Origin of the sequence: Erwinia sp. ErVv1, from assembly GCF_900068895.1 — a bacterium.
GTDB lineage: Bacteria > Pseudomonadota > Gammaproteobacteria > Enterobacterales > Enterobacteriaceae > Erwinia.
On sequence record NZ_CDPK01000023.1, the window covers coordinates 1 to 26,199 of the forward strand.

General features: G+C 55.5%; 21 protein-coding genes. 10 read left to right on the top strand and 11 right to left on the bottom strand.

The features are described from left to right. Window positions 1-263: 263 nt before the first annotated feature. From add to malX, 3 genes are all read right to left on the bottom strand, one after another. On the bottom strand, window positions 264-1,277 hold the full coding sequence (gene add, locus A1830_RS20380) for an adenosine deaminase (protein ID WP_067710351.1): 1,014 nt from the start codon (window positions 1,275-1,277) through the stop codon (window positions 264-266). 99 nt (window positions 1,278-1,376) lie between these two features. Beyond that, window positions 1,377-2,564, bottom strand: a complete 1,188-nt coding sequence (locus A1830_RS20385; protein WP_067710353.1) for a MalY/PatB family protein — start codon at window positions 2,562-2,564, stop codon at window positions 1,377-1,379. Between the two features lie 43 nt (window positions 2,565-2,607). Further along, window positions 2,608-4,197 carry a maltose/glucose-specific PTS transporter subunit IIBC gene (gene malX, locus A1830_RS20390; protein ID WP_067710355.1) on the bottom strand — a complete coding sequence of 530 codons (1,590 nt, stop codon included), beginning with the start codon at window positions 4,195-4,197 and terminating at the stop codon, window positions 2,608-2,610. A 191-nt stretch (window positions 4,198-4,388) separates the two neighbouring features. Here malX and malI point away from each other — a divergent pair, with 191 nt between their 5' ends. Then, on the top strand, window positions 4,389-5,420 hold the full coding sequence (gene malI / locus A1830_RS20395) for a Mal regulon transcriptional regulator MalI (protein WP_067710357.1): 1,032 nt from the start codon (window positions 4,389-4,391) through the stop codon (window positions 5,418-5,420). A 20-nt stretch (window positions 5,421-5,440) separates the two neighbouring features. On the opposite strand, the gene A1830_RS20400 is transcribed toward malI, so the two are convergent. Together A1830_RS20400 and manA are read right to left on the bottom strand one after the other, a co-directional pair. Continuing rightward, window positions 5,441-6,949 (bottom strand): YdgA family protein, encoded by a 1,509-nt coding sequence (locus A1830_RS20400; RefSeq protein WP_067710359.1) that lies wholly within the window; start codon window positions 6,947-6,949, stop codon window positions 5,441-5,443. A gap of 148 nt (window positions 6,950-7,097) precedes the next feature. Then, window positions 7,098-8,267, bottom strand: coding sequence for a mannose-6-phosphate isomerase (gene manA / locus A1830_RS20405; protein ID WP_067710361.1), 1,170 nt, complete (start codon window positions 8,265-8,267; stop codon window positions 7,098-7,100). 184 nt (window positions 8,268-8,451) lie between these two features. Between manA and A1830_RS20410 the strand changes: the two genes are divergently transcribed. From A1830_RS20410 to A1830_RS20425, 4 genes are all read left to right on the top strand, one after another. Continuing rightward, on the top strand, window positions 8,452-8,994 hold the full coding sequence (locus tag A1830_RS20410; RefSeq protein ID WP_067710363.1) for a TetR/AcrR family transcriptional regulator: 543 nt from the start codon (window positions 8,452-8,454) through the stop codon (window positions 8,992-8,994). Further along, a complete protein-coding gene (locus tag A1830_RS20415; protein ID WP_067710365.1) occupies window positions 8,991-10,136 on the top strand; it encodes an MFS transporter in 1,146 nt (381 codons plus the stop codon). The genes A1830_RS20410 and A1830_RS20415 overlap by 4 nt, the downstream gene beginning before the upstream one ends. A gap of 91 nt (window positions 10,137-10,227) precedes the next feature. Then, the gene (gene fumC, locus A1830_RS20420) at window positions 10,228-11,625 is read left to right on the top strand and encodes a class II fumarate hydratase (RefSeq protein WP_067710367.1); all 1,398 of its coding nucleotides are present in this window, start codon (window positions 10,228-10,230) and stop codon (window positions 11,623-11,625) included. 151 nt (window positions 11,626-11,776) lie between these two features. After that, on the top strand, window positions 11,777-12,436 hold the full coding sequence (locus tag A1830_RS20425; RefSeq protein WP_067710369.1) for a DUF1345 domain-containing protein: 660 nt from the start codon (window positions 11,777-11,779) through the stop codon (window positions 12,434-12,436). Between the two features lie 163 nt (window positions 12,437-12,599). Here A1830_RS20425 and tus read toward each other — a convergent pair whose 3' ends face one another. The 5 genes from tus to A1830_RS20450 form a co-directional block, all read right to left on the bottom strand. Continuing rightward, window positions 12,600-13,532: a DNA replication terminus site-binding protein gene (gene tus / locus A1830_RS20430; protein WP_067710371.1), complete on the bottom strand. Its 933-nt coding sequence runs from the start codon at window positions 13,530-13,532 to the stop codon at window positions 12,600-12,602. A gap of 175 nt (window positions 13,533-13,707) precedes the next feature. After that, window positions 13,708-14,109, bottom strand: coding sequence for an H-NS family histone-like protein (locus tag A1830_RS20435; RefSeq protein WP_067710373.1), 402 nt, complete (start codon window positions 14,107-14,109; stop codon window positions 13,708-13,710). A gap of 824 nt (window positions 14,110-14,933) precedes the next feature. Beyond that, entirely contained in the window at window positions 14,934-16,973 is a 2,040-nt protein-coding gene (locus A1830_RS20440) for a choline transporter (protein WP_067710375.1), read from the bottom strand. 508 nt (window positions 16,974-17,481) lie between these two features. Next, entirely contained in the window at window positions 17,482-17,670 is a 189-nt protein-coding gene (locus A1830_RS20445) for a hypothetical protein (RefSeq protein WP_067710378.1), read from the bottom strand. Window positions 17,671-17,718: 48 nt separating this feature from the next. Further along, window positions 17,719-17,973, bottom strand: a complete 255-nt coding sequence (locus A1830_RS20450; RefSeq protein ID WP_067710380.1) for a multiple stress resistance protein BhsA — start codon at window positions 17,971-17,973, stop codon at window positions 17,719-17,721. Between the two features lie 306 nt (window positions 17,974-18,279). Between A1830_RS20450 and A1830_RS20455 the strand changes: the two genes are divergently transcribed. Both A1830_RS20455 and msrA read left to right on the top strand, forming a co-directional pair. Continuing rightward, window positions 18,280-18,939 (top strand): TetR/AcrR family transcriptional regulator, encoded by a 660-nt coding sequence (locus A1830_RS20455; RefSeq protein ID WP_067710382.1) that lies wholly within the window; start codon window positions 18,280-18,282, stop codon window positions 18,937-18,939. Window positions 18,940-18,952: 13 nt separating this feature from the next. After that, on the top strand, window positions 18,953-19,483 hold the full coding sequence (msrA, locus tag A1830_RS20460) for a peptide-methionine (S)-S-oxide reductase MsrA (RefSeq protein ID WP_067710384.1): 531 nt from the start codon (window positions 18,953-18,955) through the stop codon (window positions 19,481-19,483). Between the two features lie 49 nt (window positions 19,484-19,532). Here the strand turns inward: msrA and A1830_RS20465 are convergent, their stop codons facing one another. Beyond that, on the bottom strand, window positions 19,533-20,759 hold the full coding sequence (locus A1830_RS20465; protein WP_067710391.1) for an MFS transporter: 1,227 nt from the start codon (window positions 20,757-20,759) through the stop codon (window positions 19,533-19,535). Between the two features lie 237 nt (window positions 20,760-20,996). Between A1830_RS20465 and A1830_RS20470 the strand changes: the two genes are divergently transcribed. From A1830_RS20470 to bioD, 3 genes are all read left to right on the top strand, one after another. After that, window positions 20,997-21,890 carry a LysR family transcriptional regulator gene (locus A1830_RS20470; protein WP_067710386.1) on the top strand — a complete coding sequence of 298 codons (894 nt, stop codon included), beginning with the start codon at window positions 20,997-20,999 and terminating at the stop codon, window positions 21,888-21,890. A 134-nt stretch (window positions 21,891-22,024) separates the two neighbouring features. Beyond that, the gene (locus A1830_RS20475; RefSeq protein WP_067710387.1) at window positions 22,025-23,242 is read left to right on the top strand and encodes a sugar metabolism global transcriptional regulator Mlc; all 1,218 of its coding nucleotides are present in this window, start codon (window positions 22,025-22,027) and stop codon (window positions 23,240-23,242) included. A 164-nt stretch (window positions 23,243-23,406) separates the two neighbouring features. Beyond that, window positions 23,407-24,072, top strand: coding sequence for a dethiobiotin synthase (bioD, locus tag A1830_RS20480; protein ID WP_067710389.1), 666 nt, complete (start codon window positions 23,407-23,409; stop codon window positions 24,070-24,072). Window positions 24,073-26,199 lie beyond the last annotated feature (2,127 nt).

Here is a 26,199-nt window from a genome sequence, read left to right on the forward strand (position 1 = left end):
GGGTTTACGGCGCCCCGGCGTTCTGACCCGCAACATAGCCGTGTCACCGGAGCCGGTTTTGACCTGCCTGCAAGCAACATAGCCCCGTCACCGGAGCCGGTTTTGACCTGCCTGCAAGCAACATAGCCCCGTCACCGGAGCCGGTTTTGACCTGCCTGCAAGCAACATAGCCCTGTCACCGGAGCCGGTTTTGACCTGCCTGCAAGCAACATAGCCCCGTCACCGGAGCAGGTCTTGACCTTGTTGCAAACAACACAGCCCCGTCACCGGAGCGGGTTTTGACCTACCACCCGCGCACGGATGGCCGCTTTCTCCGCTTCGCTCAGAAAGGCAATCTTCAGGCCATTCTCCTGCGCGGTGCGGATCTGAGCGCGACTCAAACCGGCCGCTGGCGCAGCAACCTCATACTCATAGGCCAGCTCAATACCCTGCACGGCAGGATCGTCAGTATTAATGGTCGCTAAAATGCCATGATCGAGAAACGCGGCCAGCGGGTGGTGGGCCAGAGTGGAAACGGTACTGGTCTGAATATTCGAGGTCAGACAAGACTCAATGCCAATCTGATGCGCCGCCAGAAAATCCATCAGCGCGGGATCTTCTACCGCCTTAACACCGTGCCCAATACGCTCCGCGCCCAGCTCGCGAATGGCCTGCCAGATACTCTCGGGGCCGGCCGCTTCACCTGCGTGAACGGTAATGCGCAGACCGGCGTCACGTGCCCGGTTAAAGTGACTCAAAAACTGGCTGCCGGGGAAGCCCAGCTCATCACCCGCCAGGTCAAGGGCGGTAATGCCATCGCGACAGGCCAGCAAACCGTCCAGCTCGCTCAGACAGGCTTCCTCGCCGAAAGTACGGCTCATAATGCCGATCAGTCGCACCTGAATATCATGCCGCTGACAGCAGCTGCGAACTCCGTCAATTACCGCTTCCACCACGCCTGCAATCGGCAGATTATGGGTCATCGCCATATAGCCCGGTGAAAAACGCAGCTCGGCATAATGGATACCCGCCTTCGCAGCATCTTCAACGTTCTCCTGCGCCACCCGACGGCAGGCCTCCAGCGAACCCAGAACTTTCACGCCCCAGTCCAGCTTTTGTAAAAAGCTCACCAAATCCGGCTCGGTCTGCGTTACCTGCACGTGTGGACGCAGCGTCTCTAAGGTGGAGGCGGGCAGGGTAAGGTTAAACTCGCGGCCTAAATCCAGAATAGTCTGTGCACGAATATTGCCATCAAGGTGGCGGTGAATATCTGTAAGGGGGAGCTGGGAATCGATCATCTGGGTGCACTCAGTTAAGTCATATAAAGTGCATAACAGTATAAAAACAATTTGCGCAACTTCGCCAGTGAATTGCGCAAACTGCTCCGCGAATGATGGTTATTTGTGCTGTGCAGCTACGCAGCGCGTGATCCCCGCGATTAACCGGTCGAGGCCGTCATCCAGCTTACGCCGTGGACAGCCTGCATTGAGGCGTAAAAATCCCGTCCCTTCGCAACCATAGGTTGAGCCGGGCATCATCGCCACCTGCTGATGATTGATCAGCTCATGCTGCAGCTGCCGTTCGTCCAGCCCCAGCGGATTGAGATCGATCCAGGCAAGATAGGTTGCCTGAGGAGGGGTCCAGTTAAGCTGCGGAAACGTCTCGTTAAGGCGATCCGCGATGTGTTGAAGATTGGCAGCCAGATAGCACCGTAACGCATCCAGCCATGCGCCGCCCTCGCGGTAGGCCGCAATGTGCGCCGCCACCGCAAGCACGGCCGGGGAGGACAGCCCGTCGGTATTTTTTAATGCCTGAAACCAGGTCGTGCGGTCCTGCTTATCGCTGATAATCCCCCAGGCCCCGGTGAGCGCCGGGACGTTAAAGCTCTTGGAGGCCGAAGTGAACAGCGCCCAACGCTCGTCCGCTACCTCACTCCAGGGTATATGTACCGCCTCGCCCATCACCATATCCATATGGATCTCATCGCTGATCACGCGCACGCTGTGGCGCTGACACAGGGCCGACATCTGCTCCAGTTCGGCGCGCGACCAGACTTTGCCGGTCGGATTATGCGGACTGCATAACAACAGGATGCGGCACTGCGGCTGCGCCAGTAGCACTTCCAGCGCCGCCATATCACAGTGCCACTCTGCGCCCTGTTTTTGCAGCGGCATGGCCATCACCCGACGTTGATTACCCGCGATGGTTTTGTAAAACGCATCATAGGCTGGCGTATGGACCACCACGCCATCACCCGGTGAGGACCAGCTACGGATCATCTGAGAAATCATATAAATAACCGACGGGCCATACACAATCTGCTCGCGGTCAATGCTTAGCCTGAAGCGTTGCTGATACCAATACTCAATCGCGGAAAGAAAGTCGTCGTGCTGCCAGCGGCTGTAGCCCAGCACCGCGTGTGCCACGCGCTGTTGCAGCGCAGTAATAATGCACGGCGCGGTAGGGAAATCCATATCGGAAATCGTGAAGGGCAGCAGATCGTCGCGACCAAAACGGTCTGCCACAAAGTCCCACTGGGTGCACCAGCTGCCATGTCGGTCCGTGACCCGATCAAAATCAAACATAACGTCCCCGGTTAAATACGGCGGCCAGGCCGCCGGTTGCAATTCAGGCTGATGCGGACTGCATCATACTGGCCATTTCATCCTTCACCGACTGAACCTGCGGGCCAATCACCACCTGCAAACTATGCTGATTCAGATGTACCACACCGATCACCCGATTAGCCTTTAGCGCGGCGTCATCGACCTGGCTCATATCCTTAACCGACAGACGCAGGCGGGTCAGGCAGTTGTCCAGCGAGGTTATATTCTCCCTGCCGCCCAGCGCCGCCAGAATGGCTGGCGTGTCATAGCCGGATTTCCCCACCGTCGCAGTGGACGGGCCTTTATCGGTTCGCGGCGCCTCCCTGTCGCGCCCGGGGGTCTTAATATCAAAGCGGCGGATGGCGAAGCGGAATATCACATAGTAGGCCGCGAACCAGATCGCGGACACCACCGGCACCAGATACCATTTCGTTTGCAGGCCGTGCAGGATGCCGAACACCACGAAATCAATCACGTTGCCGTCGGTATTGCCGATGGTCACGCCCAGTACGGCCATCAGCGTAAAGCCCAGGCCGGTAAGCAGCGCATGGATCACATACAGGAAGGGGGCAACAAACAGAAACAGGAACTCAAGCGGTTCCGTTGTGCCGCCCACCACGCAGGCCACCACGCCGGAGATCAGCAGCCCCTTAATTTTATGGCGATTTTCCGGACGGGCGCAGTGATACATCGCCAGCGCTGCACCGGGCAGGCCGCCGAGGAAAGCGGGCATTTTACCCTGAGAAAGGAAGCGGGTTGCACTCTCCGCAAAACCACCGCTGGTGGGGCAGGAAAGCTGCGCCTGAAATATGGTCAGGGCACCGCTGACGCTATGACCGCAGACTTCCAGCGTGCCGCCCGCGTCGGTAAAGCGGATAATCGCCACCAGAATATGCTGCAACCCGAACGGCAGCAGCAGGCGCTCACCGGTCCCGAAGATCATGGGTCCAAAGTCCCCGGCACCGTTGATCACCCAGCCCAGACCGGCGATGGCGGCGGCAAAGCCCGGCCAGATCAGCGGGATCAGTAATCCTACCAGCCCCATCACCAGCGTGGTGATAATGGGCACAAAGCGGGTGCCGCCGAAGAACGCCAGGGCATCAGGCAGGCGGATGGTATGAAAGCGTTCATGCAGCCAGAAAACAATGATCCCGGCAAATACCGCGCCGAGGATCCCGGTATCAATCGACTGAATGCCGATAATATTTTGGATATTATTGGCCTTTAATACCGCAGCGTCGGTGGTTGGCAGAATCCCCCGGGCATGAAGCCAGAAATTAACGGCCAGATTCATCACCGCAAAGCCGACAAAGCCGGAAAATGCGGCCACGCCTTTATTCTCTCGTGCCATACCCAATGGAATAGCGATGGCGAACATCACCGGCAGATAGCTAAAGGCGAATGAACCGGTGCTGCTCATCCACATAAAGATCAGCTGCAAAACCCGGTTACCCAGAAAGGGCAGCAGCGCAATGACGTCGTGGCTGCTCAGGGAACTGCCGATGCCCATCATAATGCCGCAAAACGAGAGCAGCGCGACCGGCAGCATAAAGGTCTTACCGAGGCTTTGGAAAAACTCCCACAGGGTGATTTTTGGTTTACTGGCCGACATAGTGACTCCTGGCTGGAAAATGTTCAGCGGCTGCTGAAAACGGCATGATAAAACGTTTTACCAACGCTGAATGCGGCTGCTATCACAGTATTTACTCATTCAAACGTTTTCTTCCCCGGCGGCAGGGTGTAACGTTTCACCCAGTGCGCTATAGAGGGCGCGAGGGAATAACCGATCAAAACCGGCCAGCTATGTCACAAAAGAAAATAACCATTAACGATGTTGCCGATGAGGCGGGCGTCTCCGTCACCACGGTTTCGCTGGTGCTTTCCGGCAAGGGGCGCATTTCAGCGGCCACTGCGGAACGCGTGAGCCAGGCGGTGAGGACGCTGGGGTTTATTCCTAATCGTTCAGCATCCATGCTGCGTGGGGGAACCAGCGGCGTGATTGGCGTGATCGTCCGGGATATCAGCCACCCGTTTTACGCGGAAATGATCGCCGGTCTGAGCGAGGTGCTGGAACAGCAGGGCAAAGTGCTGTTTCTGACGCAGAGCGGCCAGCGGGGGGAACATATCGATCGCTGTTTTGATGCGCTGGTGGCGCAGGGTGCGGAGGGGATCGTGATGGGCGGCGGGGCGGAGAATGCCTCGCACCTGGCCGCTAAAGCGCGCGAGCTGGAGATGGCAATGATTTGTGCTTCGAGGGCCAGCAGCCTGGACGAGCTGGACGCTATCCGGCCCGATAACTTTCATGCGGCCCAAATGGCTACCGAATATCTGATCAAGCGAGGACACCACTGCATAGCCTGGATCGGCGGGGCGGGATCCTCTCTGACGCGGGCGGAACGCATTGGCGGCTACTGCGCCACGCTGTTGCAGTACGGGCTGCCGTTTCGCAATGAGTGGATTATCGAGTCTGCGCCTGAGCAGCGGGATATGGCGACGTTGACGGAACGGCTGATGCATCAGCATCCCACGCTTACCGCTATTCTTTGCCACAATGCGACGGTCGCGCTGGGCTGCTACTTTGGTTTACAGCGCAGCGGCAGGACGCCGGGCAACGGGGCGGTGGACAGTTATTACGGTCAGCAGGTCGCGCTGGTGGGATTTGGCGATGTGCCCGCGGCTGAAATGACCGATCCGCCACTGACTTTCGTCACCAGTTCAGCGCGTGAAATAGGCCGGAGTGCGGCAAAGAAGCTATTGCAAAGAATGGTCGATCCCGGCGGCCCGATTCAAAATACCATCGTGCCGCCGGTGCTGATCGAGCGCGGTTCAGCCTGAAACGCGCCCTTAATACCTGACTACTGTTGTGGCACTTCCTGAGGTGCGACGGTGCCCCCAGCGCCCAGCATATAGCGGGCCAGGAACTGATCGAGCGGCGTCTTAACGCCGTTCAGGGTAACCTGTCCGGTAGCATACTGCAGGCTGGTGACAATGTTATTGTCCTGCTGCGTGGTCAGCTTAAACATCTGCCCCATCGCCGCCAGCCCTTTGACCTGCTGATCGGCAAGCTTCGCCGCGTCATCCTGCTTATACCCTTCAGCCATGGCGACATGCGTCATCATTTCCGTGGCCATATCCATCGAAATAGAGAGCTTACCGTCAAGGGTTTTCAGCACGTTATCAACGGCCTGACCGATATCCTGCGGCTGGCTGCCGGTAGCCGGGTCTTTAAAGTGAACCGCAAGATTAAAGCTGCTCTCACCTTTGTCGTTTTTCCAGCTCAGCGGCGCGATATTGATGACCGGGTCACCTTTCAACAGCAGGGGCAGGTTTTCACTGAGGATTTGGCTCATACGTTGCTGATAAACCGGAGGATTGTTGCTGGCCGCCGGATCGTTAAGCAGTGCCTGAACCTGCTTATTATAGTTCTCCGAGAAGGCTTTCATGGCGTTGGCATCAAACTGCGAAAGTGTAACCACCAGTTTGCCCTGACCAAAGTTCTGATTTTGCAGCTTCAGGGAATCCAGCGAGTAATCGATATTGCCGGAAATCAGGCTCTTTTCGGAATTAAAAGATGATTTACCGTTCAGGCCTTCCGCAATAAAGGCCTCCTGACCATTAACGGCGGCCGAGAGTTTTTGCAGCTGAATGCTCTGATCGCCAATGCGCATCCCTTCCGGGCTGAGATGGCTGTCAGCATCAATTTTCAGGCCGTTTGCGGTAAAGAGTACCGGCATATTCAGCTGGTTTTTCGTGGTTAATACCACGCTGTCCAGCTGACCGTTTACGCTGACTTTGTCGCCTTTGTCATCGGCACTGACCCTGAAGTCGCCGCCGTTTGACGCGAAGCGCTCACTGGTCTGCGCATTGTTGTAGTCCAGCGGCAGCAGATGAATGGCCGAGACGGTCGCACCACCGTAGCCAACACGGGTATCAGCCTGAACGATCGACTGCCCTTTGGTCATCTCGAACAGTTTTTTAACTGCGTCGGTATTTTCCAGCTGGGTATGGACGGAAGCCATGCTGGGAATAAGGTTGAATTTTTTCAGCTGAGCCAGTGGGAAGGGGCCGTGGTCGATCTTTTCGTCAAATACGATGCTCTGACCGGGTTTGATAATCGAGTTGTCTTCGGTCTGCGAGCTGGATTGCAGCACCAGGCGCGTTTTGCTGCTGAACACGCCGCGCTGGAAGTCCTGGTAGCTTAATTGCAGGCGGCTCTCAGGAGAGAGCGTGTTGAGCTGGGCGTTGGCGTTCTGCACCAGCTGATCCATGTTTTTTTCCAGCTGCTTGCCGGTAAACCAGGCCGCGCCAGTCCAGATTACGCCGAGCGCAACCACCACGCCGACCGCTATCTTTGTCTTTTTCATCTGTAACTTCGTCCTTTCAGGTTACTGGTGCCGGCAAATCCGTTCAGCTGGCAAATGCCCGGCGAATAAAAAACGCCGCGTGGGCGTTTTTTGCTTAATATCTGGATAACTATAGCAATTGCAGCAGTTGACGTCAGCCGCATTTGGCTCATTCGTTATAAACGCGTGCAACACGGCCGCTGCCCGCCAGGCTGACGGGCGATTCGCAGGCGGGGATAAAGCAGGACTCGCCGGGCAGCAGCGAAAGCTGCTGTTGCCCCGCCTGTACCATCGCCTGCCCCTCAAGGCAGAACAGGATCGCGGCACTCTGCTGGCTGACCGTGAGCGGAGAGGCATCAAGCTGATGCAGGGAGAAGGCAAAGTCCTCAACCGGTACCGGGAAATAGCGCGTGTGTCCGTCTGTCGATGGCTGGGTAAGCAGGCTGGCACAGGGTTTTGCTTCAAAGCGCAGGTTACTCATCAGCTCCGGAATATCAATATACTTAGGCGTCAGGCCCGCCCTTAACACGTTATCTGAGTTAGCCATCACCTCAAGCGCCACGCCCTGAAGGTAGGCATGAGGAGTTTCAGCAAACAGAAACATCGCCTGACCCGGCTGGAGTTCAATAACGTTTAGCAGCAATGGGGAAAACAGACCGCTGTCGTCAGGGTACTCAGCCGCAATAAGGTGGATGGTGTCCCAGGGCTCGCCCTGCTGGCCCTGACCTGCGGCTCGCAGTACATCCAGCGCCAGGCGCTTCTCCTCGCCGCTCATCGACAGCAGGGCAGTAAACAGCGCCGACAGCCCGTTCATCGCCGGTGAGAGCAGGAAGTGGGCGATTGCGGGGTGCGCCCCGGAAACCGGTTGCAGCAGTGAGACAATCTCATGCAGTTCGCGAAAGCCGTTAATCGCCTTGAAGGGCGTCAGGGCGAAGACGAGTTCTGGCTTATGATTAGCATCCTTGTAGTTACGCTCGGCCGCTGCGAGATCGATACCGGCGGCGTTCTCCCTGGCGAAGCCGGCTTCTGCGGCTGCTTTGCTGGGATGTACCTGGATGGAGAGGGGCCTGTCGGCACAGAGCACTTTAAACAGAAAGGGCAGCTCGCCAAACTGTTTTGCTACCTTGTGACCCAGAAGCCGCTCTTTATCGGCCTCGATGACCGTCCGCAGGGAGCAGGACTCGCCGTTACTCTCAATATGGGAGGGGCTTTTAGGATGGGCACCCATCCAGAGTTCAGCCATCGGTTCGCCCTGAGGATTGGCGATGCCGTAGAGCTCGGTTAACGCCGTGGGGCTGCCCCAGGCATAGTTTTGTACCGAGTTAATTAATTTTTTCATCAATACTCATCCCTAATTTGATCATCACTGGGCGTATTAAAGCAGAAAACTACTGGAAAAAAACAAGGTTAAAGGCAAGAAGCAAAATTTTTTTCTGCGCTGAAATCCGGTATAGCGACCCCGCAGCCGCGCTATTTTCTATGCCTTCATTGCAAAAGTAAAACGATCGGTTTACTTTTTAATGATGAGAAAAAAACAGGCAATTATCAGCACGGCGGAACGACTGTTCTATACCAACGGTTTCCATGCCACCAGTACGGACCGCATCTGTAGCGAGGCGGGCGTGTCAACGCGTACCCTCTATCGCTACTTTCCCTCGCGGGAGGCGCTGACCGCAGCGGTGATGACCGAACGCGATGACAGGTTTTTTCAGGCGCTGCTTCCGCCTCAGGAGCCGGAAGCCATCGGGCAGCTGTTCCGCGTACTCGGACAGTGGATGGAGGAGCAGGGTAGCATGGGCTGTTTCTTTCTGAAGGCCTGGGGGGAATATGCCGGACAGGATGTGATGCTGTCAGCGCAGGCGCTGGGCCATCGCTACCGGATGCGTGAGTATATTGCATCCAGCATCAGGCACTGTTCAGGCAGCGGGAGCGCCTCGCTGGCGGATGCCGTATGGATGCTGTTTGAGGGCGCGGTGACCTCGGCGCTCATCATCGGGCCCGTCGCGGCCCTCAGAGCGGGGGAGGCGGCAGCACAGCTGGTTGCCGGAGCAGGTGAGCCATCATGAAATCCACGGTGGTATTAGGCGTAACGGGGTTTGCACTGATTGCGGTCACCTATGGGATGGCGAGATTCTCATGGGGACTGATGCTACCCGCCGTCACCCGGGATATTCCCTTTAGTCCGCGCATGGCGGGCGTACTGTCTGCCTGCAGCTTTGCGGCTTACTGCCTGTCCGTCACGGCGGCATCCCGGCTGGCGGAACGTTTTGGACCTAAACTTCCCGCGGCCGCGGCGGCAGGCTGCGCGGCGATTGGCTTGCTGCTGCTCGCCCTCTCGTCCGGCCCCGTCATGCTTGCGGCAGGGCTGTTTATTGCGGGCACAGGGCCTGGCCTGGCCTCGCCGTCCCTCGCCGCAGCGGTTAGCCAGCGGGTGGAGGAGAAAAAACAGCCGCAGGTAAACACCATCATCAATGCCGGGACCGGCTGCGGCATTATTCTCAGCGTGCCGATATTACTCTACCTGCCAGGCGGCTGGCGCGCAGCCTGTGTGGTGTTTGCTGCTTGTGCACTGGCCTGTCTGATCCCCGTTATCCGCTCTCTGCCCGGCGAGGGCATCAGGCGCGACGGAGAGAAACAGTGCTGGCGCGAAACGCTGGTGCAACGCCCGTTGATACGTCTGGTGATTATCGCCTTTGTCAGTGGAATGGCCAGCGCGGGCTGGTGGAGCTTTGGACCCGAGATCCTGCAGCATCATAGCGGCGTGGACGCAGATACCACCAGTTTACTCTGGCTGGTAAGCGGCGGGGCGGGAATAGCGGGCGCGCTAACGGGGCCGGTGGCATCGTTAATCGGCATGAACCCGGTCTACCGTCTTTCGCAGCTGTTTATGGCGGCACCGCTGCTGCTACTGGCATTTCTCCATCATTTCTCCTGGTGGCTGTTACCGGCGGTTGCGCTCTGTGGGGTGGGCTACATCACCCTCTCTGGCGTGCTGCTGGTGTATGGCGCGTCCGCCACCAAAGCAGCGCCGGCATCCGGCGTTGGCGTGGTGTTTTTCACCCTCGCAGCGGGTCAGGTGGCCGGCTCGCTGGTTTTCGGTACGCTCTATTCCTCGGCAGGTGCCGTAATTGCCCTGACGCTTTTCGCGGCGCTGGGCGGGGTAGTGATGTTAGTCCTGCCACAGGGAAATGACGGCAGCGGCAGATAATGTTAATTTATTGTATGTAACTTTGCCGCTCCGGTTGTTACCTGGAAGGCAAAGTAAAGTCGATAAATGACAGAGTGCTAAGGAGACAGTGATGGCCGCCACACGCATTGAAAAAGATTCAATGGGATCGATAGAGGTTCCGGCAGATAAACTCTGGGGTGCGCAGACGCAGCGCTCACTGGAACACTTCCGCATTTCAACCGAAAAAATGCCTGTCGAACTGGTACACGCGCTGGCGCTGACCAAGCGGGCAGCCGCGCAGGTGAATAACGATTTAGGGCTGCTGCCCGCTCAGCGCGCCAATGCCATTATCAGCGCGGCTGATGAAGTGCTGGCAGGGAAACACAGCGAAGAATTTCCGCTGGCTATCTGGCAAACCGGTTCCGGTACGCAGACCAACATGAATATGAATGAAGTGCTGGCGAACCGGGCGAGTGAACTACTGAACGGTGAACGCGGTATGTCTCGTCTGGTGCACCCTAACGATGATGTCAACAAGAGCCAGAGCTCGAACGATGTCTTCCCTACTGCGATGCACGTTGCTGCGGTGGTGGCCGTTCAGGAAAAGCTTATTCCCCAGCTTAAAGCGCTACAGGTGACGCTTGATAGTAAGGCCAAAGCCTTTAGCGACATCGTGAAAATAGGGCGTACGCACCTTCAGGACGCCACGCCGCTCACCCTGGGCCAGGAAATTTCCGGCTGGGTTGCCATGCTGACTCACAACCTCAGGCATATCGAACAGAGCCTGCCTCACGTGGCGGAGCTGGCGCTGGGCGGAACAGCGGTAGGCACCGGACTGAATACCCATCCTGAATATGCCGTGCGGGTCGCGAAAGAGCTGGCCGATCGGACCGGCTTGCCCTTCGTCACCTCACCAAACAAGTTTGAGGCGCTGGCGACCTGTGACGCACTGGTGCACGCACACGGTTCGCTGAAAGGGCTGGCGGCCTCGCTGATGAAAATTGCTAACGATGTGCGCTGGTTATCCTCCGGGCCTCGCTGTGGTATCGGTGAAATAGCGATCCCTGAAAATGAGCCAGGCAGCTCGATTATGCCCGGTAAAGTTAACCCGACCCAGTGTGAATCCATGACTATGCTCTGTAGCCAGGTTCTGGGCAATGACGTTGCCGTCAACATCGGTGGCGCTTCCGGTAACTTCGAGCTGAATGTTTACCGCCCGATGATTATTCATAACTTCCTGCAATCGGCACGCCTGCTCGCTGATGGTATGGACAGCTTTAATCATCACTGCGCGTCAGGAATCGAACCTAACCACGATCGCATCAGCCAGCTGTTAAATGAATCGCTGATGCTGGTGACCGCGCTGAATACGCATATCGGTTACGACAAGGCAGCGGAAATCGCCAAGAAGGCGCATAAAGAGGGGTTAACCCTCAAGGCGTCGGCCCTGAAGCTGGGCTATCTGAACGAGGAACAGTTTGATGAGTGGGTCCGTCCGGAAGAGATGGTCGGCAGCATGAAGGCCTGATCGCCCCCGAACGGGCCATGATGTTCATGTCATGAAAAACGCCTGATGCAGCCATCAGGCGTTTTAAAAGGGTAAGTCGCCGCGCGCATCACGTGCGGGTCAATTTTCCGCTACAGTTAACCTACCTGTTCTCTTTAAGCTACCTGAAACCATGACTTTTTCTTCGCCACTTTGGCTACACGGCCGTCTTCGGCTGTTAATTTCCATTGCCGCCGGACTGATCTGTTTCTTTAATCTTCCAACCCATCTGGGCATATTACAGCGCCTGCTCATCGGCTGGAACGTGCTGGCCTGGCTGTATCTCTTCTTTCTGTGGTTTCGCATGTTGCGTACGGAGGCAAAGGATATTCCGCATATTGCCAAAACGCAGGATGAGGGGGCCACCCTGGTACTCAGCATGGTTACGATCACCTGTCTGGTCAGTATCATGGCCATCCTGATGGAGCTGGCGTCGCTTAAGCATCTCGAAGGAACACCGCGTGCACTGCATCTGCTGCTGACGGCGGCGACGCTGATTGTCTCCTGGGCGTTATTGCCGACCTCTTTCGCCATTCATTACGCCCATCACCATTATCTGCACCGCAGTGACGATGTCACGCCAATGATATTTCCTGAAAAGCCCGCTGAGCCAGGCTATTGGGATTTTCTCTATTTCTCATTTACCATTGCCGTTGCGTCCCAAACGGCCGATGTGGCGACGGGCACAACCGATATGCGGCAAATAGCTCTCCTCCAATCGGTTATATCATTTGTGTTTAATCTGGCCATTTTGGGATTGTCGATTAACGTTGGCGCAGGCTTATTAAGCTAATAAACGCGGACGGCGCCCTGGAGCTTTGCAGGAACAAAACCTGAACACCGTCTTAAGCCTGAATTTTATCGCGATGCTTAACTTATGCAGGCCAGCGGGCAGTGGTCAGGGGTTGCGGCTTTATTTAACCTGCTCTGAGACGGTCCGCAAGAATGATTTTTGTTCAATTTATTCTGTCGCTGTAAAGATGCAGACGGGAAATGACCGGGAACAGGGGTTTAGCCTCTGGCTTAAATCGATGCGTGATGTTACCGACATTGTAATTCAGCAGCTCACCTATTTTAGGTACGCTTGCACTATCCGGGCAAAGCACCAGCAGCGGGGAGGGGCAGGCAAGCTGAGTTTGTTTTTGCTGCTGCTTATTCCAGACTCTGGCAATTGGCTGGACCTTAACGGGCCGTTTAATCTTCAGTACTGCTGAAGTCGGCAGGGAATTAATTGTCGCCATTTCCTGCTCAATTTTTTCGGCCCATTGCTCCCGGCTCCATGGAGCCTGGCTCCTGCAAGAGGTGAGGCTCTTTTTTAGCTTCGCCAGGATCTCATCACGGCTCACCGTTTTTATAATATGCTTATTCGCCCAGCCAAACCGAACGGAGTCGGGCGCATGCAGCAGGGTGATAGTGCGGTAAGCGTTTAACGTAATAAGCCCCCGAAGATGTGTATGGACAAATTCAAAACGCTCCTCGCTGGGCACGCCGGATTCGACGGTAATAATTTGCTCTAGTCTCTGTTTAAGTTTATTAACAGCTGACACCTGTTCAGTGATTAATGATGCTATTCCCTCAGAAGCCTCCAGACATATTACGCCAGGCAGCCGGACGGCCGCTTTTGTGCTGGTGGTTTCGGACTGATGTTGCATAAACAGATGGCTGTAATGCGCCAGGGTACGAGCAAGTGCAGGCCGGGCCAGGTGCTGCTGCACGGCGATCTCGCTCAAGGGTTCATGCTCTTCACCCTTTTGTACGAGGGGAAGCTCAAACACGCGGGCCGCCAGCAAGCGCTGTTCAGGCAGGAGGGCGGCAAGACTGCTTAGCTCAGCCTCCAGCTGGCCGACACAGCGATGAAGATTATCTACGGCATCATAATACTGGCTCATCTGAACTACCTTAGTTACAACATACTATTAACCCGTCAGGATAGGGAATATTATCAACAGGGATGGCGTAATGAAAGCTGGAAAATATAACAGGGCAGGGAAATAGTGGGACAACGCAGGCAGAGTATACAGCAGAAACTCACCGCGCCAGCCGGGCCAGCGCGGTGGCAGAAGATTAAATCAGGAAATCTTCCAGTTTTTTACCCTGGTCCAGCGCCTGCTTAATTATTGCTGGCGTACGGCCCTGACCGGTCCATGATTTAGTTTCGCCATTCTCATCTTTGTACTGGTATTTAGCGGGACGAGGTGCACGCTTAGAACGTGATTTACCGGAGGTATTCTCGGCTGACGTCAGTTCGCTTAAATCAATGCCGTCGTCTAACAGCATCTGGCGATATTTTGCCAGCTTCTCTTCTTTTTCTTTGATTTCAGAAGCGATGGCGGCTTCTGCATCACGGCGTTCGTTAACGACCGCTTCTAGCTTTTCCAGCATCTCTTCCAGTTCAGATAATGAAACTTCACGAGCCTGTGCACGAAGGGTTCGAATGTTATTTAGTACTTTCAGAGTTTCGCTCATAAAGGGATCCGTAGTGTTAGAGTGGTTTAAAATTAATCAGTGTACGTTTCGAAAACCAGTGTACAGACAAATTCGGCGGTTAAAAACACCTAAATATAAAAAATAGCGATTTTATTTTATTTATTCTGCTTTTTTGCCATTCTCCAGCCAAACGGGGAGGCTAATTAGAACATCATTGTTAAGAACATTCCTGGGAGGCATGGGTAAAAGAAGGTGATGAAAGCATAAATCCGGCGAAGGATTTCCTCATTACACCTATCCAATGCCGAATTAGATTATTGCTGTCCTAAATAGCGGTGGGTAATACGCACACCCTGTTGCGTAGCCCGCCTACACCCTGCGCAATGCAGGCACGGTATGAATACCTATATGGACCTCCCGTGCGGGCATCCTTATGTCTTATGCGGCACAGGTGCAGGCATTCCTGCGCCCGGTGGTCTGTTAATCACCCTGGCTTACCCGGTGCCCCCTCTGGAAAAGTGCTTTAGCAGGACGTTTATTCACTCCCGGGGTCAACATGACGCATTATTATCGGATGAGGCTTGCAGACAACCGGCCCAGAGATTTTTAAATCAGCGCAACCGCTCACTCTGCTGATGGGTTACGACCGACAATGCTAAATTTTTAATAAAGACAGCTGTAAAAAAAGTCATCATTTTTAACAGATTTCATTAGTTACAACATACTTTAAGCGAAGGAGCACTTCGCGTTGCTTTAATATACAGCCCATTTGCGCTCGGTAGTTGCTGAAAATACCTTTCGGGCATTACCACAAAAAAAGGGCCAGACCTGAAGTCTGACCCTTATGATTTAACACCGGTTAATTATGCCTCGGGGAAGGGCATTGAGTTACCGGGTGCTTCGCGGTGAATATGCAGGAAGGTCAGGTGACGCTCGTACTGATCGAGAATGTCATTAATCACCTGCTCTTTGGTGTAGTCCATCAGATCGTTACCCTGCGTACCTTCCAGCAGGAAGGTCTCAAGCCGGAAATAATCTGACTTACCGCTGCGGGCGCGGTAGGTAAAGGCCGGCACCGAATAACGTTGCGGCCAGATCTGGTAAAGGAAGCTCTGCTCCTCGCCGAGATTGACCAGCATCTCAATATGGTTCAGACGCTCGTCTTCCAGCGGAGGCAACTCACTTACCTGTACCTGGGCGCCGCGGCGCTCCAGCTCAACCGCCACCTCTTCCATCGCCGGGCGACAGACGTTATCCAGCATCTTTTTCGTGTGCGTGCTGCCCGGATAGTTCATCACGCGTGAAATGCGCTGTTTCCAGTTGAGGCGATCCTCACGTGAAACCGGCACCGGTGGCGTGCTGACCGCGCTGCTGGCCCGACGGTGATCTTCCACCTTCAGAGACTTATACAGCCCGGCCATCACAAAGAAGATCACAAAGCTAAAGGGCAGGCCCATAATCACCGTGGTCTTCTGCAGGGCGCTCACGCCGTTTACCATCAGCATGCTGAGCGTCAACAGTCCAATAGCAATTGACCAGAAGATACGTATCCAGTTGGGGGCATCGTTATTGATATCGCTCAGCTGTGACGTAAAGTTACCCAGCACCAGCGAACCTGAGTCCGCCGAGGTGACATAGAACAGCAGGCCGGTGATCGTGGCGACCGAAGCACTAAAGGTAAACGCCGGATACTGCGCCAGCAGGCTGTAAAAACCGCGCTCCGGGTGCGCCAGCGTTTCCTGGGCCAGCGCCAGATTACCGTGAATAATTTCATTCAGCGCGCTGTTGCCAAAGACAGACAGCCACAGCAGGGTGAAAATAAAGGGTATGGTAAGCGTACCGACCACAAACTGACGAATGGTTCTTCCGCGTGAAATACGGGCGAGGAACAGACCCACAAACGGCGACCAGGCAACCCACCAGGCCCAGAAGAACAGCGTCCAGTTGTTCATCCATTCGGTTGGGCGATCGAAGGCGAAGCTGTTCAGCGTCATGCTCATAAAGCGGCTAATATAGTCGCCCACGTTCAGCACCAGTGCATTAAGCAGGAAGCTGGTATCGCCCATAAACAGCACAAACAGAATCAGCCCCAGCGCCAGCAGCACGTTTATCTCTGACAGGATACGTATACCCTTGTTCACGCCGGAGGTCACTGAGATGGTCGCCATAATCACCGATAGCGCAATCAGCCCGGCCTGCGCCGTTAAGCCTTCAGGGACGTCAAACAGCACCTTCAGGCCGTAGTTAAGCTGCACCACCCCAATCCCCAGCGTCGTGGCGATACCAAAAATGGTGCCCACCACGGCGGCGATATCCACGGAGTGGCCGATCGGCCCGTTAATGCGTTTACCAAAGATAGGGTAGAGCGCAGAGCGAATGGTCAGCGGCAGCCCATAGCGGTAGCTGAAGTAGCCCAGCGCGATGCCCATCAGGGCGTACATTGCCCAGCCGGTCAGGCCGTAGTGGAACAGCGTCCAGACCATCGCCTGTCGCGCGGCTTCCATCGTCTGGCCCTGGCCTTCCGGCGGCATCATATATTGCGTGACGGGTTCGGCGACGGAGAAAAACATCAGGTCGATACCGATCCCCGCAGCGAACAGCATCGCGGCCCAGCTCATCAGGCTAAATTCTGGTTTTGACTGTTCCGGCCCCAGCTTGATTGAGCCGAATCGTGAGGCGGCGATCGCTACCACAAATACGATATATACCGTCGCGGCCAGCAGGTAATACCAGCCGAAAGTGGCGGAGACCCACGCCAGCGTTTTATTAATCCAGCGGTCGGCAAAATCGGTAAAAAGAATGGTGGTCACTGAGAAAAGCAGGATCAGGGCGGCGGAAGTATAAAAAACCACCGGGTTAATGCGGTCCTGCTGTGGCTTTTTAGGTAATTCTGTCGTCGGCATATCGTCTCCGAAAATTGCACAAGGAGTATCCCGATCTTCGCAAAGCGTCCCTTAGCGCATACTGGGAAAAGGGCCGTATATCCGCTAATTACACTGGGGAAGGTATCAGGTGTAATTTTCTTGATGATAATGAGTAAGTTAATTCATATTTCTACTTTCCCCGGCGAGTGAAGTTTCATTTATAATCCACTATCATAGGTTTTATTGATTGAGCATTCAATTAAAAATAATTTCACACTCGTTCACCGCTAAATACCATCATGAGTGGTGGGGTTTTATTAGCGGGCAGATCAGTATAGAAGACAAATAGAAGACCAGTGAAATTTATAATGGGAAGGGTAATTATTATCTGGGCGCTGGCGGTATTTTATTCTTATGCGACGGACAACGGCTAAAATAATGCCGCCATAACGTCTCCGTATGGCGGCTGGCAGAAAAACAATCACGATTTAAGGTTGGCGGTGCCATACAGGCTGCTGTGGCCAGAGGTCAAAATGATGCATAAAGATCATGTGCCCGCCAGTACCGGCTTCTCCGAGAGCTGCACCCCTAATGGCGTCAGGCTGGTGCTGCCGGTCGAGATGACGCCCGTATCCTGCTGACCGGTGGGAGTGCTTTCAACCAGATGAGCCGCGACTCCGTTAAAGGAGGCTAAGCCCAGCACAAGCGCTGCTGCTGTCATAATCTTTTTCATCATCAAGCCTCATCGGTTCTGTGTGGTGAATCACAGGCAACGACGTGATAGTTACTGGTAAATAACGGCCGTGGCATGCATACGGTTATTGCCGGTGGTTGACGTGATGCGGAATGCCGATGCACCTGCGGCGTCCGCTTTAGCCGACAGCCGTGATTCCAGCGTTGAGAGATTACTCCCCGAGGCGGATACCACCCCAATGGCCTGCTGATTGCTGGGCTGTGAACCCACAATGTCAGCGGCAAAACTGCCGTAGGAAACAGTTGCCAGTAGCAGGGCGGCCAGGGTAATTGTGCGGTTTTTCATGGTTTGTTCTCGTGTATGTTTAATGTTATTGAGGGTGTTGAACGCTATTAGTTAACGATCAATAACTAAATGCTAGGCTCGTTAAAGGCCTCCGTCAATGCTATTTTATTATCGTTCGTTAATAAATACGATAAGCGTTTGATTAGATTGTTTTTAAAGTGACCATTTTTTTATTTCTCAGCGCCGTGTTTTTGAGGGAGGAGGTCGTCAGGCGGCGACAGAACGCGGCACTCGACAGCGAGGGGGAATGTTTTTATAATGATCGGTAATTTATTTCATGCTGCCGCTAACGCTAAGAGAGGAGCTATGACCGAACGGGAAACCTGCGCGCCGAAAAGTCGGGGAAGACCCAAGACCTTTGATCGTCAGGCAGCACTGGATAAAGCCCTGGATCTGTTCTGGCGTCATGGGTATGAAGCGACCTCTCTGTCTGACCTGGTCGAAGCCACGGGCGCCAAGGCCCCCACGCTTTATGCGGAATTTACCAATAAAGAGGGTTTATTCCGCGCCGTGGTCGATCGCTATATTGAAATCTATGGTGTTCAGCGTCAGGACGCGCTTTCCTGCCCGGAAAGCAGCGTCGCGCAGGGAATTGAGCGCTATTTCCGCTCAACGGCCGCCTGCTTTACCGACGGTAAAAATCCCGCCGGCTGTTTTTTTATTTGCACCTCAACGGCGCTCTCCGCTGACTCCGCTGCCGTAGCGGATATGCTGCGCTCACGGCATAAAAATCTGGAAAATCAGCTAAAAGCCTTTCTGCTCTCGCGCCAGGCCAGCGGTGAACTGGACGCGCAGACCGATATTTCCGCGCTGACAACCTTTCTGGGATGCATCTTACAGGGCATGTCGGTTCAGGCGCGTGAAGGGGCCACTCGCCACCAACTGGATAGTATTATTGCTACGCTTATGCTGCAATGGCCCGTACTGAGCCGAACAGGCTGTGATAAAGCCATTGTCGAAAACTAAATAAGGAGTTTTGATGACAACTGAATATGCAATCATCGCCGGAGGCTGTTTCTGGTGCACCGAGGCCGTGTTTAAACAGATTAACGGCGTTGTTTCAGTCGAAAGCGGCTATATTGGCGGCCACGTTGCTAATCCGACCTATCGCCAGGTGTGCAACGGTGATACCGGTCATGCAGAAGCCATCCGCCTTGGGTTCGATCCGGAAAAAATCAGCTATGGCGATCTGCTGGACATCAGCTTTGCCACGCACGATCCAACCCAGCTTAATCGCCAGGGTAACGATATCGGCCCGCAGTATCGTTCGGCTATTTTCCCGTTGAATGAGGCGCAGGCCATCGAAGCTAAAGCCGCAATTGCGCGTGCGCAGCTGGATAACAGCGACCCGATTGTGACGACGATTGAAGCGGCGACGGAGTGGTATCCGGCTGAAGATTATCACCAGAACTACTGGGCTGGCGAAGGTCAGGAGAATCGCTACTGCATGGCAGTGATCCCTCCAAAACTGCAGAAGCTGAAGAAGCGCTTCGCCGATCGTACCCTGTAATTCGTTGTAACCGGGCAGCAGGCACGTGGCCTGCTGCCTGCTTTTATTTCTAAACAGCCTGACTTCTTAAACGCATACCTACCGCCAGCGCGACGGTGAGTAACAGAATAATAAACCCTGCAATGCCATTCCAGCCGAAGTTATGCCAGAAAACCCCTCCCAGCGTGCCTGCCAGACTCGAACCCAGATAGTAGCTAAAGAGATAAAGCGAAGATGCCTGGCCTTTAGCCCGCCTTGCTCGTGGGCCGATCCAGCCGCTGGCCACCGAATGGGCAGCAAAAAAGCCTGCGGCAAAGATCATCATACCGAGGCAAATCAGCCACACGTTGCTGAATAGGGTGATCGCCGCACCAGATACCATCATTGAGGTTGAAAAAAGCAGCACGCTGGCGCGGCCATATTTGGCGGTCATTGCGCCCGCCTTAGGCGAGCTCCACGTCCCGGTCAGATAGACCACCGACAGCAGACCGACAATGGCCTGACTGAGCGAATAGGGCGGTGCCAGCAGACGGTAGCCAATATAGTTAAACAGGGTGACAAAAGCCCCCATCAGCAGGAAACCCTCGGCGAAAAGCAGCGGTAAGCCGCTGTCGCGCCAGTGGAGCCGAAAGTTAATAAACAGACTGCGTGGCCTGAGGGAGGCGGGTCGGAAATGGCGCGAAGGCGGCAGAATTTTCCAGAACATCAGCGCCGAACCGAGCGCGAAACAGCCAATCACCGCCAGCGCGACCCGCCATGAGCTGAAATCGGTGATCACCCCACTCAGCAGACGACCACTCATCCCACCAATCGAGTTACCGCTGATATACAGGCCCATTGAGAACGCCACGACGCTGGGGTGGATCTCCTCACTCAGATAGGTCATTCCTACGGCAGCGACGCCACTCAGCGCCAAACCGGTCAGCGCCCGCATAATCAGAATGCCGTGCCAGCTACTCATGGTGGCCGAAATCAGGGTAAATATCGCCGCCAGCAGCAGGGCGGTGACCATCACCGACTTACGGCCAATGGCGTCAGAGAGCGGACCGGTGATCAGCAATCCAAGTGCCAGAAGGGCAGTGGAAATGGAGAGCGAGATACTGCTGGCGGCGGGAGAAATGGCAAACTCCTGCGAAAGCACCGGCAGTATTGGCTGTACGCAGTAAAGCAGGGCGAACGTCGCCAGACCGGCAGAGAAAAGCGCCAGCGTAACGCGCATAAACTGTGGCGTGCCGCGTTTAATATAGAGATTAACGCCCCGGGTCGCAGCCGGTGCAGCATCACCACCTGCCTTTATTTTTGCGGCATGAGGAGGGTAACCGGTGCTGTCAACCGGCTGGGGGGCCTCGGATGCGTCGTTATCGGGCCGGGTATTAACCGCAGCAGGGCAATCGTCGCTGCCCAGACCGGCGGTGTGAGATAAATGATTCACTGCTATTCCCTGATTTTTGAATGAAGGTTCACGGCTTTTACTTTATTGGGCTATTAATATGATGTCTAATATATTAATAATCTTAAATGATACATATAACCTATGAATATTGAGCTGCGACACCTGCGCTATTTTATTGCCGTCGCTGAAGAGCTGCATTTTGGCCGTGCCGCGCAGCGGCTAAACATTTCTCAACCGCCTCTGAGCCAGCAGATCCAGATTCTGGAACAGCAGATGGGTGCCCGTCTGCTTGCGCGCACTAATCGCAGCGTGCAGCTGACGGCGGCAGGCGCTCAGTTTCTGATTGATGCCCGCCAGATTATAGAGAGTGTTACGCAGGCGGCAGATAAAGCCCAGCGGCTGCATAACGGACATGAAGGAATACTGCGTATTGGCTTTACCTCTTCAGCGCCTTTTGTTACCGCGGTTTCCGAGGCGCTATTCGCCTTTCGTCAGCGCTTCCCGCAGGTACATATTCAGATGCAGGAGATCAATACGCGCCAGCAGATCGACCCGCTGCTAAAGGGGCGTCTTGATCTGGGCGTAATGCGCAATACGCCGCTGCCCGACAGATTGCAACATCAGCTTATGCTGCGCGAACCCCTCTGTGCAGTCGTGCATCGTGCCCACCGGCTGGCGAACCAGCCGCGTATTTCGATAACCCAGCTGGCGAAGGAACCCTTTGTTTTTTTTGACCCGCAGGTCGGCACCGGATTGTATTCCGAAATTCTCAGGCTGCTGGCGCAATATGGCATCGTGCCTGATATTGCCCAGGAAGTGGGGGAGGCCATGACGATCCTCGGCCTGGTGGCTACCGGTCTGGGCGTTTCGCTTCTTCCTGCCTCGTTTCGACGTGTACAGCTGGAGGATATTTGTTGGATACCGCTCCATGAAGAGGATGCCTGGACCGAAATGTGGCTGGTATGGTCGGCTAAACGGGAGCTGAGCGCGCCGATTGAACAGATGAAAGCACTGCTTTTACAGCATGAAAACTGATATTTGGCCTGCTGTACGGCACCTTTATGTGCAGCCAGTCACAATTCCAGCCAAATATTTGACGCCAACATTTAAGTGTTTCACCATGCCCCTAAGGTTTATTTTGAGGCGCGAAAATAAGTGTGAGCGGGAGCATGATAATGGAGGGTCAGCCTGGTCATATCGATCGGATTAAACAGATTAACGCCGGGGCGGTGTACCGCCTTATTGACCATTTTGGCCCTATATCACGTATCGATCTCTCCCGCGAGGCCCGCCTTGCGCCTGCCAGTATCACAAAAATTGTGCGCGAAATGCTTGAAGCCCATCTGGTGCAGGAAACCGAGTTTGAAGAGGCCGGCAGCCGGGGGCGGCCCGCAATTGGTCTGATCCTTGACACCGTTGCCTGGCATCACCTCGCAGTCCGGATTGGCAAGGGGGAGATGACGCTGGCCCTGCGCGATCTCAGCAGCAGGCTGGTGGTGGAAGAGCAGCGTCCACTGCCCGCCGACGCGGATAAACCGCTACTGACTCGAATTATTGCCGAAATAGACGCCTTTTTTATCCGCCATCAGCATCGGCTTGAAAGGCTGACCGCCATCGCGATAACCCTGCCGGGGATTCTGAATGTGAAGCAGGGCATTGTGCATCGAATGCCTTTTTATTCGATTAACGATATGCCGCTTGGCCCGGCCTTAGAGCAACGCACCGGCCTGCCGGTCTATATTCAGCATGATATCTGTGCCTGGACGCTGGCGGAGGCGTTGTTTGGTGCGTCTCGTCATACGAAGGACGTTATTCAGGTAGTTATCGATCACAATGTCGGAGCCGGGGTGATTACCGGCGGGCAGATGCTGCATGGAGGCAGCAGCACGCTGGTTGAGATAGGGCATACTCAGGTCGATCCTTATGGGCAACAGTGCTACTGCGGCAACCATGGCTGTCTGGAAACGGTGGCCAGCACCACGGCCATGCTCGAGCTGGCCGCCCAGCGGATGCGCACCACACCGCACTCCACTTTGCATCAGCAGCCTCTGACCCTCGATTCCCTGTGCGATGCGGCGCTGGCCGGTGATGCGCTCGCCCGGGACGTTATTATTGATGTGGGTCACAGCGTGGGGCGCATTCTGGCCATCATGGTCAATCTGTTCAATCCGCAAAAAATCCTGATTGGCTCACCGCTTAATCGCGCCATGGAAATTCTCCATCCGGCGATCGCAGACTGCATTCGGCGCCAGTCTTTACCCGATTACAGCGACAGGATCAGCGTGGAGCCCACGCATTTTCACAATACCGGTACGATGCCCGGCGCCGCGCTGGTCAAGGATGCTCTCTATAACGGTACGCTGCTGGTAAAACTGTTGCAGGGCTAATGATTACCCCCCGCCGTATAAGACCGGATTTAACGTATTGATTACGCGTAATGACAAAATATTGCGCTAACGCAAGCCTTGCTGTTTTACCCTGCCTTAATATGCCCGCACGAAATGTTAATAATTATTTGTCATTTGGTCGGTAACGACCTGCGGAGCTGAACATGTTGAAGCGTTTATTTGTTACGGGTACGGATACAGAAGTCGGTAAAACAGTGGTCAGCCGTGCTCTTCTGCAAAAACTGGCGGAAGGGAATAAACGTACCGTCGGCTATAAGCCCGTGGCGAAGGGAAGCCAGCAAACGGCAGAGGGTGTACGTAATAAAGATGCGCTGATCCTGCAGGTCTCTTCCTCCGTTCAACTACCCTACGCGGTGATTAACCCTATAACGCTGCTGGAGGACGAGATCAGTACCAGCCGCGATGCATCAATTGATTATCCTAAGCTGAGTCAGGGGCTGTCGGCGCTGGCCGGGCAGGTGGATCACGTTGTGGTAGAGGGAACCGGCGGCTGGCTCAGCCTGATGAACGATCTGCGACCGCTTTCTGCGTGGGCGGTAACGGAGAAGCTGCCGGTGGTTATGGTGGTGGGCATCAAGCTGGGCTGCATCAGTCACGCATTGCTGACGGCGCAGGCGATCGCTAACGACGGGCTGCCGCTGCTGGGTTGGGTGGCAAACCGCATTAACCCTGGGCTGGCGCATTACGCGGAGATTATTGCGGTGCTGGAGGAGAAAATCCCCGCTCCGCTGCTGGGCGAGCTTCCCTATCTCCCTCGGGCGGAGGGAAGAGATCTGGCGAAATATATCGATTTAAGCCCGCTGCGGTGACAGGGTTGTGATGTTTGCAGGAAGGTCAAAACAGGCTCCGGTGGCAGGGCTATGTTTTTTGGGAAGGTCAAAACCTGCTCCGGTGACGGGGCTATGTTGCTTGCAGGCAGGTCAAAACCCGCTGCGGTGACAGGGCTATGTTGCTTGCAGGCAGGTCAAAACCCGCTCCGGTGACAGGGCTATGTTGCGGGTCAGAACGCCGGGGCGCCGTAAACCCCTCCCTGGGGGCTTCACTGCCNTGCAGGCAGGTCAAAACCCGCTCCGGTGACAGGGCTATGTTGCGGGTCAGAACGCCGGGGCGCCGTAAACCCCTCCCTGGGGGCTTCACTGCCACATCCCTGCGGCAGAGACCCGGCTAATCTGCTCCGCAACACCGCCTTCTGGCTGCGGCGTGGTCTGCGGGTTCTCTGGCAGTGGCTAAGGTCAAAACCCGCCCGGTGAAACGGCTATGTTGTTTGCAGGCAGGTCAAAACCGGCTCCGGTGACACGGCTATGTTACGGGTCAGAACGCCGGGGCGCCGTAAATCCTTCCCTGGAGGCTTCACTGCCGCATCCTTGCGGCAGAGACCCGGCTTATCTGCTCCGCAACACCGCTTTCTGGCTGCGGCGTGGTCTGCTGGTTCTCTGGCAGTAGTTAAAGTCAAAACCTGAACCGATCATGACAGCCGTATCGGCCGAAAATGTTGTAAGCCGGGGCCGGACGTGGGGAGGTTTGTTTGCAGCGACTGTATAGCTTGAGGCCAGGCGGGGACCGTTGGCTTAGCGGACCGTCGAGCGCAGGGATGCGCGAGCCGAGCCCACACGGACGTGCTTGCGGCGTGTCCNGCGGGGACCGTTGGCTTAGCGGACCGTCGAGCGCAGGGATGCGCGAGCCGAGCCCACACGGACGTGCTTGCGGCGTGTCCGCGTGACAAGGGTCCCTGCAGGGCTTTGCACTGCATCACCGCAATGACAGCAAACGTCACAGATGCCAGCCAGGTCAAAACCGGCCCGGCGACAGGGCTATGTTGCGGGTCAGAACGCCGGGACGCCGTAAACCCATCCGTGGGGGCGTCTCTGCCGCATCCCTGCGGCAGAGACCCGGCTAATCTGCTCCGCAACACCGCCTTCTGGCTGCGGCGTGGTCTGCTGGTTCTCTGGCAGTAGTTAAAGTCAAAACCTGAACCGATCATGACAGCCTTATCTGTCGAAAATNCCTTCTGGCTGCGGCGTGGTCTGCTGGTTCTCTGGCAGTAGTTAAAGTCAAAACCTGAACCGATCATGACAGCCTTATCTGTCGAAAATGTTGTAAGCCGGGGCCGGACATGAAGAGGTTTTTAACAGCGACGACGTAGCCCGAGGCTAGGCGTGTCCGCGTGACAACGGCCCCCGCAGGGCTTTGCACCGTATCAACGCAATGACAGCAAACGTTACAAATGCCAGCCAGGTCAAAACCCGCCCCGGTGACGGGGCTATGTTGCTTGCAGGCAGGTCAAAACCCGCTCCGGTGAAGGGGCTATGTTGCTTGCAGGCAGGTCAAAACCCGTCCGGTGACACGGCTATGTTGCGGGTCAGAACGCCGGGACGCCGTAAACCCATCCGTGGGGGCTTCACTGCCGCATCCCTGCGGCAGAGACCCGGCTAATCTGCTCCGCAACACCGCCTTCAGGCTGCGGAGTGGGCTGCGGGTTCTCTGGCAGTGGCTAAGGTCAAAACCTGCTCCGATTACGACAGCCTTACCTGTCGAAAATGTTGTAAGCCGGGGCCGGACATGAAGAGGTTTTTAGCAGCGACTACGTAGCCTGAGGCCAGGCGGGGACCGTTGGCTTAGCGGACCGTCGAGCGCAGGGATGCGCGAGCCGAGCCCACACGGATGTGCTTGCGGCGTGTCCGCGTGACAACGGCCCCCGCAGGGCTTNCCGTCGAGCGCAGGGATGCGCGAGCCGAGCCCACACGGATGTGCTTGCGGCGTGTCCGCGTGACAACGGCCCCCGCAGGGCTTTGCACCGTATCAACGCAATGACAGCAAACGTTACAGATGCCAGCCAGGTCAAAACCGGCTCCGGTGACACGGCTATGTTGCGGGTCAGAACGCCGGGACGCCGTAAACCCCTCCCTGGGGGCTTCACTGCCGCATCCCTGCGGCAG

Coding starts and splice junctions, on each gene's coding strand:
- A1830_RS20385 (WP_067710353.1), bottom strand. CDS start 2,564: ATGTTTGATTTTGATCGGGTCACGGACCGACATGGCAGCTGGTGCACC.
- add (WP_067710351.1), bottom strand. CDS start 1,277: ATGATCGATTCCCAGCTCCCCCTTACAGATATTCACCGCCACCTTGAT.
- A1830_RS20400 (WP_067710359.1), bottom strand. CDS start 6,949: ATGAAAAAGACAAAGATAGCGGTCGGCGTGGTGGTTGCGCTCGGCGTA.
- A1830_RS20425 (WP_067710369.1), top strand. CDS start 11,777: ATGACTTTTTCTTCGCCACTTTGGCTACACGGCCGTCTTCGGCTGTTA.
- malI (WP_067710357.1), top strand. CDS start 4,389: ATGTCACAAAAGAAAATAACCATTAACGATGTTGCCGATGAGGCGGGC.
- A1830_RS20445 (WP_067710378.1), bottom strand. CDS start 17,670: ATGATGAAAAAGATTATGACAGCAGCAGCGCTTGTGCTGGGCTTAGCC.
- fumC (WP_067710367.1), top strand. CDS start 10,228: ATGGCCGCCACACGCATTGAAAAAGATTCAATGGGATCGATAGAGGTT.
- A1830_RS20470 (WP_067710386.1), top strand. CDS start 20,997: ATGAATATTGAGCTGCGACACCTGCGCTATTTTATTGCCGTCGCTGAA.
- A1830_RS20440 (WP_067710375.1), bottom strand. CDS start 16,973: ATGCCGACGACAGAATTACCTAAAAAGCCACAGCAGGACCGCATTAAC.
- msrA (WP_067710384.1), top strand. CDS start 18,953: ATGACAACTGAATATGCAATCATCGCCGGAGGCTGTTTCTGGTGCACC.
- A1830_RS20410 (WP_067710363.1), top strand. CDS start 8,452: ATGAGAAAAAAACAGGCAATTATCAGCACGGCGGAACGACTGTTCTAT.
- A1830_RS20450 (WP_067710380.1), bottom strand. CDS start 17,973: ATGAAAAACCGCACAATTACCCTGGCCGCCCTGCTACTGGCAACTGTT.
- A1830_RS20415 (WP_067710365.1), top strand. CDS start 8,991: ATGAAATCCACGGTGGTATTAGGCGTAACGGGGTTTGCACTGATTGCG.
- manA (WP_067710361.1), bottom strand. CDS start 8,267: ATGAAAAAATTAATTAACTCGGTACAAAACTATGCCTGGGGCAGCCCC.
- tus (WP_067710371.1), bottom strand. CDS start 13,532: ATGAGCCAGTATTATGATGCCGTAGATAATCTTCATCGCTGTGTCGGC.
- A1830_RS20435 (WP_067710373.1), bottom strand. CDS start 14,109: ATGAGCGAAACTCTGAAAGTACTAAATAACATTCGAACCCTTCGTGCA.
- malX (WP_067710355.1), bottom strand. CDS start 4,197: ATGTCGGCCAGTAAACCAAAAATCACCCTGTGGGAGTTTTTCCAAAGC.
- A1830_RS20455 (WP_067710382.1), top strand. CDS start 18,280: ATGACCGAACGGGAAACCTGCGCGCCGAAAAGTCGGGGAAGACCCAAG.
- A1830_RS20475 (WP_067710387.1), top strand. CDS start 22,025: ATGATAATGGAGGGTCAGCCTGGTCATATCGATCGGATTAAACAGATT.
- bioD (WP_067710389.1), top strand. CDS start 23,407: ATGTTGAAGCGTTTATTTGTTACGGGTACGGATACAGAAGTCGGTAAA.